This window comes from Bacteroides pyogenes (assembly GCF_014196225.1).
In the GTDB taxonomy this organism is placed as follows: Bacteria; Bacteroidota; Bacteroidia; order Bacteroidales; family Bacteroidaceae; genus Bacteroides; species Bacteroides pyogenes_A.
In genome coordinates this window covers 36,162-49,219 of record NZ_JACIDI010000016.1, presented here as the reverse complement: position 1 = coordinate 49,219, position 13,058 = coordinate 36,162, and the positions used below count along the sequence as shown (strand labels likewise).

Below are 13,058 nucleotides of genomic sequence, written 5' to 3'. Positions count from 1 at the left end.
TTTGTAGAATTTATTATTTTTGTCCGACAGTCGATAAAGATAATCAAGAGCGTCATGAAACTTCGTACGATAGTGAAAATAGCAATCACTTCTTCTGTGGTACTTTTGTGCGCAGGTTTCGTCCTGTATTCTTTCTTCAGGCTTTCAGCCGCCGAAAGCAATAAAGATTTCAATCTTTTCTCTCTGGTTCCGCCTTCTGCCGCTGTGGTGTTGATGACGGACGACGCGGCGGAGCTTGTCGGCGAAATCGAGGGGCTGGCGTGCAGCAAAAACCAGCAATACCTTCGTGTGTCCAAACTCTTTTCTTATCTTAAAAGCTATCTAAATACGCTTGCCGAGGATACCCCGCACGGATTGAGCCGGCAGATGAGCCAAGTCATCATCAGTTTCCACGAGCCGGACAACGATCGCAATCAGGTGCTCTACTGTACACTGGGCGAAGGAGACTCGGAACTGATCGGCAGGTTTATACGGAAATACATGTCCTCGTCTTATCCTGCCAAAACATTTCGTTATAAGGGTGAAGATATTGTGATCTACCCGATGATTGACGGCGATTTTTTGGCTTGTTACCTGAAGCCTGACTTTCTGGCTGTGAGCTACCAGAAGAAGCTGGTTGAAGAAGTGATCGACGCGTATAAGGCGGGACGTTCGCTGGCTGCCGACCCCGAGTTCAGGAAAGTATGCACGCCTAAAAAGAGTACTTCGACGGCCACCCTCTATGCCCGCTTGAACGGAGTGATCGGGTGGACGGAGTTCGACATGAAGCTGAAGGAAGACTTTATCTACTTGTCGGGAACCACTCCGCAGCCCGACTCTTGCTTTACCTTTATCCACATGCTCAACAGGCAGGAGCCTGTCAAGGGATTTCCCGGAAAGAAAATACCTTCCACCGCTTTCTATTTCGTCAAACAGGGAGTCAGTGACTGGACTTCTTTGTCCGCCCAAAACGGAAAGATGAAAGAATTGCTGGCCGATTTGCGTGAAGACAGCCGGATCCGGCACGGGCAACTTTTGTCGCACCTGACGGCCGAGGATGGGCAGGAGCTTTTTACATGTCTTTTCCAGAGAACGGACACTTTGAAAGGATGCGCTATGCTGTCGAGCCTCTCCATGCCCGATGTAGCCGATGCGGACAACTTCCTGAGGTCGTTTATGGAGAAGCCCTCCCGTATCCGCTACTTCTATCATCAAGGGAGGTACTATCCGGTCTACCGCTTGTCGTGTACGGAGTTTCTGGGCCAACTGACCCATTTCGCCGACAGGGTATCGGAGGTTTACGCTACGCTCCATGACGATTGCCTGTTGCTGGCGCCGGATGAAGAAAGCCTTTCGGAGTATGTCCGTATGCTCGAACATGGCGAAGTCCTGGATGAGTCGTCGGCTTATCGGGCGGGAATGGACGGTCTGTCGGATTCGTACCAACTCATCGTAATGGCCGATTTGACCGAAGTGTTCCGCCGGTTTGACAAGGAGATTCATCTTGTGCCCGATTTCTTTTTCCGCAATGCCGACTTCTTCCGCAACTTCCTGCTTTTCGGACAGATTAGCTGTTCCGACGGGATGGTGTATCCGAACATTGTTTTGAAGTATCAGGCGGAGTAGGGCAGAGCTGTGTACGCCGCAGGCCGAAATTCCTGCGCCCGATTACCCGCAGCCGTTCGGCGCAGTGCCGCAAACGTTTGGAGAGAGTCTGTTTCGTTCGGGTGGGACTTCTGCTTTGTCTCCAATAAGCCGAAGACTGTCCGGTATATGCCTGATTTCTCCGATAGTGAGACTTCCGTTTTGTCACCGCAAAGCAGGCTCGTCGACTCTCCGGTTGCTGCTTGTTTCGCTCAGGCGGAGCTTCCGATTCGTTGCTGCAGACCTGTCTCACCTTGTTGGAACCTTCGTTTCGTCCCGATTAGAGGCCCTGTTTCTTTTCGACAGAGCTTCTGTTTCGCCCCGATAGAACCTCTGTTTGGCATCGGTGGAGCCTCTGTTTTTGTAAACGGCAGACGGAAGCGAAGCGCTTATACGCATCCGCCGGGCGATTGCCGTGCAGATAGGCGGCAACCGTCCGGCGGACAAAAACACTTTCTTTCGGCAGACTTTTCTTCGTGTTTACCCGACCTGCCGCGCAAACATCAGAAAGGAAGATCGTCTTTCTCGTCGCCCGGAGTGAATTCCGGAACGGAGGTAGGGGGCGGAGGAGGAACCGGAGCGCCCGGATCCATGCTTGCGCCTGCGCTTACACGCTCTACTTTCCATGCGCGTATGCTGTTGAACCAACGGTCGTTCCATTGGCGGGCGTCGATGTCGAAAGATACGGTCAGCTCTTCGCCCATTTGGATATTGAATTGTTCGATTTTATCGGCGCCGAATACGTCGAAGCACATTTTACGCGGATATTGGTCGTGATTCTCGATAACGTATTCTTGTGATTTCCATTCGTTGCCGCTTGTCTTTGATACTCCGCCTCTCGGGGGCAGGATAGCGATAATTTTTCCAGTAAATTCCATTGCAATAAATTTAATATTCTGCGGCGAAGTTACGATTTTTTGGGAATATCCTTGATATTATGGCTGTTTTTTCTCCGTTTTGTTGTGATGCCCGAATCTTTTTTCGTAACTTTGTGCAATTGAACATTTAAAACTTAAATATCGGGAAATATATGAAATTTATCGTTTCAAGTACTGCGCTTTCCAGCCATTTACAGGCTGTCAGTCGTGTGATAAACACCAAAAATACGCTGCCTATTCTTGATTGTTTCCTCTTCGAACTGGAAGACGGAACGTTGTCTGTAACAGTCTCCGATAGTGAAACGACGATGGTGACCACGGTGGAGGTGACCGATGGCGATACCGGCGGACGGTTCGCCGTAGCGGCGAGAACGTTGCTCGATGCTTTGAAAGAGATTCCGGAGCAACCGCTGACTTTCGATATCAATCCGGATACATACGAGATTACCGTACGGTATCAGAACGGTAAGTACAGCCTGATGGGGCAGAACGCCGACGAGTTTCCGCAAGCGGCTTCTCTGGGAGAGAACGCCGTGCGCGTGGAGATGGAAGCGGAGGTGCTGATGAATGGTATCAACTGTTCGGTGTTCGCCACCGCCGACGATGAGCTACGCCCGGTGATGAACGGTATTTATTTCGATATTACGACCGAAGATATTACGATGGTGGCATCGGACGGACACAAGCTCGTCCGCTGCAAAACACTGGCTGCCAAGGGGAACGAACGTGCGGCGTTTATTCTTCCGAAGAAGCCTGCCACGCTGCTCAAAAACCTGCTTCCGAAAGAGCAGGGAACCATGGTTGTGGAGTTCGACGAGCGGAACGCCGTGTTCATGCTCGAAAGATACCGGATGGTCTGCCGCCTCATCGAAGGGCGTTATCCGAACTACAACTCCGTGATTCCGCAGAACAACCCGCATAAGGCGACCATCGACCGCCTCCAACTGCTCGGAGCGTTGCGCCGTGTGTCCATATTCTCCTCACAAGCTAGCAGCCTCATTAAACTGCGCCTGCAGGAGAACCGGATGGTGATTTCGGCGCAGGACATCGATTTCTCTACTTCGGCTGAGGAAACGCAGGTTTGCCAGTATGACGGAACTCCGATGAGCATCGGTTTCAAATCGACCTTCCTCATCGATATCCTGAATAATATTTCGGCGGCTGAGGTCGTGATCGAACTTGCCGATCCTTCGCGCGCCGGAGTTATCATTCCTGTGGAACAGGAAGAGAACGAAGACTTGCTGATGCTGTTGATGCCGATGATGTTGAATGACTAAGTGTATTATACAATATTTTTCATAAACTGACGCAGAGTTCCACCAAGAAGGAGTGGCGCCGGAGTTCCGGCGCAAAGGCGATTGGCCGCTGTTCGGCAAATACGTTTTCGAGCCTTTCCTTTTTAGCGGAACTCTGCGTTGCTCTGATAAGAGCATAAAATCAAATACCCGAATATGAAGCTAAATCTGAAGAACCCGATTGTTTTTTTCGATCTGGAAACCACCGGAACCAACATTAATACAGACCGTATCGTTGAAATCTGTTATCTCAAGGTATATCCCAACGGCAACGAAGAATCGAAAACGATGCGCATCAACCCCGAAATGCCTATTCCGGAATCAGCCTCCGCCGTACACGGCATTTATGATGCCGATGTGGCCGACTGCCCCATTTTTAAAGCCGTAGCGAAGAACATTGCCCGGGATATAGAGGGGTGCGACCTCGCGGGATTCAACTCCAACCGCTTCGACATTCCCGTACTGGCGGAGGAGTTCTTGCGTGCGGGAGTGGACATCGACATGTCGAAGCGTAAATTTATCGACGTGCAGGTCATTTTCCACAAGATGGAGCAACGCACGCTTTCCGCCGCTTATAAGTTTTACTGCAACAAGAGTCTGGAAGACGCCCATACGGCGGAAGCCGATACACGAGCGACCTATGAGGTGCTGAAAGCCCAGCTCGACCGTTATCCCGAACTTCAGAACGATATGGCGTTTCTGGCGGAGTACTCCAACTTTACGCGGAATGTGGATTTTGCCGGACGGATGGTTTACGATGACAACGGGGTGGAGGTATTCAACTTCGGAAAGTACAAGGGAATGCCCGTAGCCGAGGTGTTGAAGAAAGATCCCGGATATTACGGGTGGATACTGGGGAGCGACTTTACGCTCCACACGAAGGCGATGCTTACGAAGATACGTTTGCGTGAAATGAGCAATCTGATTACGAAATGAACCGGAGAACGTAAAACTGCGAACTGAAAATGCTTAAAGGAAAAAAGATCATTCTCGGAATTTCCGGGAGTATTGCCGCTTATAAAGCCTGTTACCTTATTCGCGGGCTCATTAGGGAGGGCGCGGAGGTACAGGTCGTTATTACTCCGGCAGGAAAAGAATTTATAACGCCCATTACTCTTTCGGCGTTGACGAGCAAACCGGTGATCAGCGAGTTTTTCGCTCAGCGCGACGGGACTTGGAACAGCCACGTTGATCTGGGTTTATGGGCGGACGCGATGGTGATTGCGCCTGCCACGGCAGCCACCATCGGCAAGATGGCGAACGGAATTGCCGACAATATGCTGATTACGACTTATCTCTCAGCCAAAGCGCCCGTGTTCGTGGCGCCGGCTATGGATCTTGACATGTACGCGCATCCTTCCACACAAAAGAATCTCGATACACTGCGTTCTTATGGTAACCGTATCATCGAACCGGGTACGGGCGAACTGGCCAGCCACTTGGTGGGAAAGGGGCGGATGGAGGAACCCGAAAACATCATCCGTGTTCTGGATGAATTTTTCTCCGCCACGCCCGAATTGCAAGGCAAGAAGGTGATGATTACGGCAGGTCCGACCTGCGAAAAGATAGACCCTGTCCGCTTTATCGGTAATTACTCTTCCGGTAAGATGGGTTTTGCCCTCGCCGAAGAGTGTGCCCGTCGCGGAGCCGACGTAACGTTGATTGCGGGTCCCGTGCAGATGCAGGCGCGTCATTCGCGCATTCGCCGGGTAGATGTGGAGTCGGCGGCCGAAATGTACGAAGCCGCTTCGGAGCATTTCCGGGAGTCGGACGCGGCTATTCTCTGCGCCGCAGTGGCGGATTTCTGCCCCGTTGAGGCAGCGGGTAAGAAGATAAAACGGGAAAAGGAGGGAGAGCTGACGCTTCATCTTCAGCCGACAAAGGATATCGCCGCCTGTCTGGGACGGGAGAAAAAGGAAAATCAACTGCTGGTGGGCTTTGCCCTTGAGACCGATGACGAACAGCGGAACGCCGAAGGAAAGCTCGAGCGCAAGAACCTCGACTTCATCGTGCTCAATTCGCTCAACGATGCGGGCGCGGGCTTCAGGCACGATACCAACCGCATCAGCATCATCGACAGGGAGGGGCGGACGGATTATCCTTTGAAGAGCAAAAAAGAAGTGGCGCGGGATATTATAGACCGTTTGGTAAAGTCGTTATAACGGTGCAGAGTGTATGTTACGTTCATTATACATCCAAAATTATGCGTTGATAGAAAAGCTGGATATCGGTTTCGATTCCGGTTTTTCGGTTGTTACGGGCGAAACGGGAGCGGGAAAATCCATCATGCTGGGAGCTATCGGCTTACTGCTCGGCCAGCGTGCCGATGTGAAAGCCATCCGTTTGGGTGCGTCGAAGTGTGTCATCGAGGCGCGTTTCGACATTTCCGCCTACGGGATGCGTCCTTTCTTCGAAGAGAACGAGCTGGAGTACGACGGGGAGTGTATTTTGCGCCGCGAAGTTCAGGCTTCCGGCAAGAGCAGGGCGTTCATCAACGATACGCCGGCTTCACTGGCACAGATGAAGGAGTTGGGCGAACTTTTGGTCGATGTGCATTCACAGCATCAGAACCTGTTGCTCAATCAGGAGGGTTTCCAGTTGAATGTGCTCGATATATTGGCGCGCAATGACGCCGTGTTGGAGAAATACCGTTCGCTGTACGGAGAATGGAAGCGGACGGAGCGCGAATTGGCGGAACTGCATGCGCTTGCCGGACAGAACCGGGCGGACGAGGATTATATCCGTTTCCAATTGGAGCAGCTCGATGAAGCGCGTTTGACGGAAGGGGAGCAGGAATTATGGGAACAGGAGGTGGAATTGCTGAGCCATGCCGAAGAAATCAAGGCGGGGCTTTACGGCATTGAACAGATGTTCGCTTCGGATGAGGGAGGGATGCTTTCTCTGTTGAAGGAAAACCTGAACATACTGCATGGTTTGCGGAAAGTGTATCAGCCCGCCGAAGAATTGCACGGGCGTATGGAAAGTGCTTACATCGAACTGAAAGATCTTTCGCAGGAAATATCGTCACGGGCAGAGAATGTGGAGTTCGACCCCGAACGGCTCGCAGAGGCGAACGAACGTTTGAACCTGATTTATTCGTTGCAGCAGAAGCACCGGGTGCAAACGCTGGAGGAGTTGATGGCGCTGGCGGACGAATACCGTAAGAGGTTGTCGGACATCACTTCGTATGACGACCGCATTGCGGAGCTTACCGCGCTTCGCGACTCGCAGTACGGACAAGTGAAGGCGCAGGCGGCGTTGCTGACTCGCTCCCGCACGGAAGCTGCCCGTGAGGCGGAGAGGCAGTTGGCTGCCCGGCTCGTTCCGTTGGGTATGCCCAACGTACGTTTCCAAGTGGAGATGGGACTCAGGAAAGAGCCCGGCATGCAGGGGGAGGATACGGTGGCGTTTTTGTTTTCTGCCAACAAGAACGGTTTGTTGCAGAATATCTCTTCCGTGGCTTCGGGGGGCGAGATAGCTCGTGTGATGCTTTCCGTCAAGGCGATGATTGCGGGAGCCGTGAAGCTTCCAACGATCATATTCGATGAAATAGATACCGGAGTCTCCGGCGAGATAGCCGACCGCATGGCGGATATTATGCAGGAGATGGGCGACAGCAACCGTCAGGTGATCAGTATTACGCATTTGCCGCAGATAGCGGCGCGGGGCTCAGCGCACTACAAAGTATATAAGAAAGACAGCGATACGGAAACAAATAGCCATATCCGCAGGCTGACCGATGAAGAAAGGGTAGAGGAAATTGCGCACATGCTGAGCGGGGCGACGCTGATGGACGCCGCGCTCGATAACGCGAGAGCATTGTTGAAACTCGGTTAGGGATTGAAAGTCCTCAAAAGCGATATGTTTTTTCGCAGATTCCGGGTTCGTATGCAGAGGGGAGGAGGCCGGCTTCTTCTTTTGATGAAAGCGGGAAGTCTTTCGGAGGAGTTGATGCAGAATGTTGTTAGGCAGGTATTTGCAGTGAATTAAAGCTGATTCTCCTTTTGTTGAAAGCGGGAAGTCTTTCGGAGGAGCTGATGCAGAATGTTGTCAGGCAGGTATTTGCAGTGAGTTGAGACTGACTCTCCTTTTTGTTGAAAGCGGGAGCCCCTTTGTGTAAAGCCGATGTAAGATGTTGCCGGCGATGTATTTGCAGTGAGGTGATAATGATCTTCCTTTCAACCTGCTGAAAGCCGGGAGTTTGCTTACGGTAGCCGGAGAACCCGCCTGCCGCAAGAACAACGCTTTGAGAGGGCGCGGACAAATATGGTCCGGTGAGAGTGAAATAATAACAAAATTAAGGATATAAATATATGGAATATAAAAGAAAAAACAAAAGCAACTCGTCTGCCGGGGCCTCGAAAGAGGTGAAAGGGGAGCTTCGCAGCCATGAGGAACCGCAGATGATATTTGGCGTGCGTGCCGTGATAGAAGCGGTTCAGGCGGGAAAAGAGATAGACAAGATTCTGGTAAAGAAGGATATACAAAGCGATTTGTCGAAAGAACTGTTTGCCGCTCTGAAGGGAACTCTGATTCCCGTTCAGCGCGTACCGGTGGAGCGCATCAACCGTATCACCCGGAAAAATCATCAGGGAGTGGTCGCTTTCATCTCTTCCGTGACGTATCAGAAGACGGAAAACCTCGTGCCGTTCTTGTTTGAAGAGGGAAAGAACCCTTTCTTCGTGATGCTCGACGGTGTGACCGATGTGCGCAATTTCGGAGCTATTGCCCGCACTTGCGAGTGCGCGGCTGTGGATGCCGTGATTATTCCCGCGCGTGGAAGCGTGACGGTAAATGCTGATGCCGTGAAAACTTCGGCCGGGGCGTTGCATACGCTTCCCGTGTGTTGTGAACAGAGCCTGCGCACGACCTTGCAATACCTCAAGGATAGCGGATTTCGCATTGTGGCTGCCACCGAAAAAGGCGACTACGACTACTCGAAAGCTGATTACAAAGGTCCGCTGTGCATCATCATGGGAGCGGAGGATACAGGAGTTTCGTACGATAATCTGGCCTTATGCGATGAATGGGTGAAGATTCCGGTGCTGGGGAGTATCGAATCGCTTAACGTATCGGTAGCTGCCGGTATATTGATTTATGAAGCTGTGAAACAAAGAATGGAATGATTATGATAAAGTTGAGAAAGTTATTGGTGCTGCCTCTTGTGCTTCTCTCCTTGACGGAGGGGAGCCACGCGCAAACTCCCAAATGGGTGGAAAAGGCGAAACAAGCGGTTTTTTCGGTAGTGACTTACGATAAAGAGGGTAAAATCCTGAATACCGGCAACGGTTTTTTCGTATCGGAAGAGGGGTTGGCTTTGTCCGACTACACACTTTTCAAAGGTGCGGAGCGTGCCGTTATCATCTCTGCCGAAGGAAAGCAGATGCCCGTCGGCCGGATTCTGGGAGCGGATGACATGTACGATGTCGTTAAATTCCGCGTCGATATTGTCGGCAAGAAAGTGCCGGCATTGAAACCGGCAGAGGATATGCCTGCTGAGGGGTCGGCTGTATGGTTGCTTCCTTATTCTACGCAGAAAAGCATTGCCTGTGTTTCGGGTAAGGTGAAAGAGGTGAGCAAAGTCGGCGGGGAATATCATTACTATACGCTGGATCTGCCTTTGAAAGAGAAAATGGTGAGCTGTCCGGTGGTCGATGCCGCCGGTCGCGTGTTCGGCATTGCCCAAAAATCATCGGGAGCGGATACTGCTACCGTGTCTTATGCCGTAGGGACAGGCTTTGCGATGGCACAGAAAACCAATGCTCTGTCATTGGCAGACGCTACGCTGAGAAGCATCGGCATCTGCAAGGGACTGCCCGACACGGAGGAGCAGGCGTTGGTGTATCTGTTTATGGCGTCTACGCAACTTTCTGCTCCGGAGTATGAGGCGGTGCTTGATGATTTTGTGCTTCAGTATCCCAACAGTGCGGACGGCTATATGCGTCGGGCGAATTACTATGCGGGAAACGCGCAGAACGCCCCCTCGCTGCTCGATAAAGCTTCGGCGGATATAGAACGGGCGTTGAAGACTGCCGGAAAGAAAGATGATGTGTATTACAGCATCGCCAAGCTACAGTATGGCTACCGGTTGGGCAAGCCTGAGAACACGTATAAAGACTGGACATACGACACGGCGCTGGCGAATGTGCGTGAAGCGCGGGCTATCAACGATCTGCCTGTTTACGTCCAGTTGGAAGGGGATATCCTGTTTGCAAAACAGGATTATGCGGGGGCATTGGCCTGCTACGAGAGGGTGAATGCCGGCAATCTTGCTTCGCCCGCCACTTTCTTTAGCGCTGCAAAAACGAAAGAGTTGTTGAAAGCCGATCCGAAAGAAGTGATAGCATTGATGGACAGTTGCATTGCCCGTTGCCCGCAGCCGGTCACCGCCGATGAGGCTCCTTATCTGCTCGAACGGGCAGCGATGTACATGAATGCCGAACGGGGAAGGGACGCGCTGGCTGATTACGACGCATACCATAAGGCGGTGAACGGCGCTGTGAACGACCTTTTTTATTATTACCGCCATCAGGCAGCCATGAAAGCCCGTCAGTACCAACGGGCGTTGGACGATATAGCGAAGGCGGTGGAATTGAATCCCAAAGAATTGGCTTATCAAGTAGATCAGGCGGTAATCAATCTGCGGGTAAGTCGCTATGAAGAAGCCATAGAGATGCTCAACCGTGTGCTGAAGGCGGAACCCCAGTATGCCGAAGCTTACCGTCTGATAGGGGTTTGCCTTGTGCAGCTGAAGCGCATGGATGAGGCTTGCGCCAACTTTAAGAAAGCCAAAGAACTGGGCGATACGAACACGGATGACTTGATTGGCAAATACTGCAAATAGTGGATTGCGGGCGAGCCCGGAACTATTCTTGCGGCTACGGGTCGTTATCGATAAATGCTTCAACAATGGATTTTGGTGAAAAACCGATCTGCTCTTAAGGTAATGGAAAGGTGGCAATAACATAAGTCTGCGCGTACACCGGAGTATCGTTAATATTCTGGCGGAACCGTATAACCCGGCAATAGCATAAGTAGTCTGTTCGCAACACCAGAGCGTCGCTAATATTCTGGCATACTGAATAGACCGGCAATAAAACAAGCCTGTCCGTAACAGATCCTCGTTGTAAGCATTGAACGAAAGAGGCTAGACTGGCAACAAAACAAGCCTGTCCGCAATCTGTTTCCAGCTTTTAAACGTTCAGTTTTAACCGGAAGTTTTTGTGCGTGTGCTCTCGATCAAAAGAACAGAGAGTACCGTTTTTCCTGTAAAAGCAGGTTTAAAACGGTACTCTCTGTTTTATGCGGAGCTCAGGATTGTCTTTCATACGTTTTTATTCCGGTATCACGTCGCAGATTGTACGTCTTCGCAGACTCCTGATCGACTTCTATGAAAATGCACGCATTCGGTTGCAGAAAGTCATGTTCCGGTCTTCACCTTTTGTTTCTGCTTTTGCTTTTTGTTCGAAGTTCTGCTTTCACCCAGATTTTGCTTTTTACCCGGACCTCGCTTATTGTCGGGTTTTCGCTTGTTCTCCGGCTTTTGCTTCTTACCCGGACTTCGTTCTTACTTGAGTTCGCTCCTTATCCGGACTTCGCTTGTGATTCGGACTTTACTTCTTGCTGTATGCCGTCAGCATCCAAACCAGCTTTTCCTGTTCTTTCAGGTAATCGCTCATCAGCGAAACGGTAACTTCGTCGCCCGCTTGAGAAGCTACTGACAACACTTTGCGCTCTTCACCGATCAGGAGGCTGATGGACTGAAGTACGTGTTGCAAGGCTTCCGTTCCGTTGGTCACTTTATCTACTTCGTTGATGTTTGCCAGTTTCAGGTAATCGCTGAATTTGCTGGCGGGAGTACCGCCCAATGTCAGAATACGTTCGGCGATCTCGTCCACCTTTTCAGCTACGTCGTCGTACATTTTCTCAAACTGGCTGTGGAGAACGAAGAATTCCGGGCCTTGGATGTTCCAGTGGAAACCGCGGAGGTTGGTGTAATAAATCTGGAAGTCTGCCAATAACTGCTGCAAAGAGCTTACTACTTTGTTGGCTTCCGACTCGGTCAATTGGATAAATGCTAATGTTTTCATATTCTTATTGTTTTTAAATGATTTATACTTATTCTTTTTTTATGTTACTGCAAAGATAGTGGAAAAAGTAATTGGTGTCAAACTGAAAATTTCTATCTTTGCATAGAATATTTCTATATATAAACAGTTTTTTATAGATGACGATACAACAATTGGAGTATGTTTTGGCGGTCGACCGTTTCCGCCATTTTGCACGTGCCGCCGAGCATTGCCGGGTGACGCAGCCCACTTTGAGCGCAATGATCCAGAAGCTCGAAGAGGAGTTGGGAGTGAAGTTGTTCGACAGAGCGGTTCAGCCTGTATGCCCCACAGCCGTGGGGGAGAAAGTAATCGGGCAGGCACGTATCGTGCTGTCTCAGGCGGCGCACGTGAAAGAGATAATCAGCGAGGAGAAGCAGACCGTATCTGGCATTTTCCGCTTGGGCGTGCTACCTACGATTTCTCCCTATCTGCTTCCCCGTTTTTTTCCTCAATTGATAGAGAAATATCCGGAGCTGGACATCCGCGTGACGGAAATGAAAACGCACGATATCTTGCAGGCGCTGCATGCCGGCGAACTCGATGCGGCAATCGTCGCCAGCAGGTCGGACGACCAGATGCTGAGGGAGGAAACGCTGTTCTACGAGCAGTTCTATGTTTATGTTTCGCGCAGTGAGGCGTTGTTTAAGAAAGATCTCATCCGCACGGCAGACGTGACGGGCGAGCGTTTGTGGCTATTGGACGAAGGGCATTGCTTCCGCGACCAGTTGGTGAGGTTTTGTCGCATGGAAGCGGTGAAGGTAAGCCAGATGGCCTACCGTCTGGGGAGCATGGAAACTTTCATGCGGATGGTAGAGAGTGGCAAAGGAATCACGTTTATCCCCGAACTGGCTTTGATGCAACTGACCGGCGGGCAGAGCGAGTTGGTGCGTCCGTTTGCCATCCCCCGTCCCACGCGCGAAATCGTCTTGGTCACCGGTAAAGACTTTATACGCTTCAGTCTGCTTGCCGTGCTGAAAGAAGAGATACTCGCCGCCGTGCCGAAAGAGATGCTTTCGTTGAAGAGTGCCCAGTATCTGTTGTAGGAGGGGGATGCGCGGTATTTGAGGAGAAATGGCGGCCGGTGAACCTGAAAAAGAGTGTTTATTGCAGGAGAAAGCAGGGCAGACCGATTTAAAAAGCGATGAAAAACT

At 51.1% G+C, this 13,058-nt stretch carries 10 protein-coding genes; 8 read left to right on the top strand and 2 right to left on the bottom strand.

The annotated features are described in order from the left end of the window. The first annotated feature begins 54 nt into the window (after positions 1 to 54). Positions 55 to 1,605, top strand: coding sequence for a DUF3352 domain-containing protein (locus GGR07_RS10655; RefSeq protein WP_034543627.1), 1,551 nt, complete (start codon positions 55 to 57; stop codon positions 1,603 to 1,605). 521 nt (positions 1,606 to 2,126) lie between these two features. On the opposite strand, the gene GGR07_RS10650 is transcribed toward GGR07_RS10655, so the two are convergent. Next, positions 2,127 to 2,501: a DUF3127 domain-containing protein gene (locus GGR07_RS10650; protein ID WP_021646253.1), complete on the bottom strand. Its 375-nt coding sequence runs from the start codon at positions 2,499 to 2,501 to the stop codon at positions 2,127 to 2,129. Between the two features lie 152 nt (positions 2,502 to 2,653). Here GGR07_RS10650 and dnaN point away from each other — a divergent pair, with 152 nt between their 5' ends. The 6 genes from dnaN (at position 2,654) to GGR07_RS10620 (ending at position 10,640) form a co-directional block, all read left to right on the top strand. Then, the gene (gene dnaN, locus GGR07_RS10645; protein ID WP_021646252.1) at positions 2,654 to 3,778 is read left to right on the top strand and encodes a DNA polymerase III subunit beta; all 1,125 of its coding nucleotides are present in this window, start codon (positions 2,654 to 2,656) and stop codon (positions 3,776 to 3,778) included. Between the two features lie 174 nt (positions 3,779 to 3,952). After that, on the top strand, positions 3,953 to 4,732 hold the full coding sequence (locus GGR07_RS10640; protein WP_021646250.1) for a 3'-5' exonuclease: 780 nt from the start codon (positions 3,953 to 3,955) through the stop codon (positions 4,730 to 4,732). 29 nt (positions 4,733 to 4,761) lie between these two features. Then, entirely contained in the window at positions 4,762 to 5,958 is a 1,197-nt protein-coding gene (gene coaBC / locus GGR07_RS10635; protein ID WP_021646249.1) for a bifunctional phosphopantothenoylcysteine decarboxylase/phosphopantothenate--cysteine ligase CoaBC, read from the top strand. Between the two features lie 13 nt (positions 5,959 to 5,971). Next, complete coding sequence (gene recN, locus GGR07_RS10630; RefSeq protein WP_021646248.1) at positions 5,972 to 7,633, top strand: DNA repair protein RecN; 1,662 nt, start codon at positions 5,972 to 5,974, stop codon at positions 7,631 to 7,633. Between the two features lie 566 nt (positions 7,634 to 8,199). Then, complete coding sequence (rlmB, locus tag GGR07_RS10625) at positions 8,200 to 8,922, top strand: 23S rRNA (guanosine(2251)-2'-O)-methyltransferase RlmB (RefSeq protein WP_034543635.1); 723 nt, start codon at positions 8,200 to 8,202, stop codon at positions 8,920 to 8,922. 2 nt (positions 8,923 to 8,924) lie between these two features. Beyond that, entirely contained in the window at positions 8,925 to 10,640 is a 1,716-nt protein-coding gene (locus tag GGR07_RS10620) for a serine protease (protein WP_122056720.1), read from the top strand. Between the two features lie 769 nt (positions 10,641 to 11,409). Here the strand turns inward: GGR07_RS10620 and GGR07_RS10615 are convergent. Next, positions 11,410 to 11,886, bottom strand: coding sequence for a Dps family protein (locus tag GGR07_RS10615; RefSeq protein ID WP_021646242.1), 477 nt, complete (start codon positions 11,884 to 11,886; stop codon positions 11,410 to 11,412). 137 nt (positions 11,887 to 12,023) lie between these two features. Here GGR07_RS10615 and GGR07_RS10610 point away from each other — a divergent pair, with 137 nt between their 5' ends. Beyond that, on the top strand, positions 12,024 to 12,950 hold the full coding sequence (locus GGR07_RS10610) for a hydrogen peroxide-inducible genes activator (RefSeq protein WP_021646241.1): 927 nt from the start codon (positions 12,024 to 12,026) through the stop codon (positions 12,948 to 12,950). The last annotated feature ends 108 nt before the right edge of the window (positions 12,951 to 13,058 follow it).

Bases quoted from the DNA above. Each gene is read 5' to 3' on its own strand.
- GGR07_RS10655 (WP_034543627.1), top strand. From the start codon at position 55: ATGAAACTTCGTACGATAGTGAAAATAGCAATCACTTCTTCTGTGGTA.
- GGR07_RS10650 (WP_021646253.1), bottom strand. From the start codon at position 2,501: ATGGAATTTACTGGAAAAATTATCGCTATCCTGCCCCCGAGAGGCGGA.
- dnaN (WP_021646252.1), top strand. From the start codon at position 2,654: ATGAAATTTATCGTTTCAAGTACTGCGCTTTCCAGCCATTTACAGGCT.
- GGR07_RS10640 (WP_021646250.1), top strand. From the start codon at position 3,953: ATGAAGCTAAATCTGAAGAACCCGATTGTTTTTTTCGATCTGGAAACC.
- coaBC (WP_021646249.1), top strand. From the start codon at position 4,762: ATGCTTAAAGGAAAAAAGATCATTCTCGGAATTTCCGGGAGTATTGCC.
- recN (WP_021646248.1), top strand. From the start codon at position 5,972: ATGTTACGTTCATTATACATCCAAAATTATGCGTTGATAGAAAAGCTG.
- rlmB (WP_034543635.1), top strand. From the start codon at position 8,200: ATGATATTTGGCGTGCGTGCCGTGATAGAAGCGGTTCAGGCGGGAAAA.
- GGR07_RS10620 (WP_122056720.1), top strand. From the start codon at position 8,925: ATGATAAAGTTGAGAAAGTTATTGGTGCTGCCTCTTGTGCTTCTCTCC.
- GGR07_RS10615 (WP_021646242.1), bottom strand. From the start codon at position 11,886: ATGAAAACATTAGCATTTATCCAATTGACCGAGTCGGAAGCCAACAAA.
- GGR07_RS10610 (WP_021646241.1), top strand. From the start codon at position 12,024: ATGACGATACAACAATTGGAGTATGTTTTGGCGGTCGACCGTTTCCGC.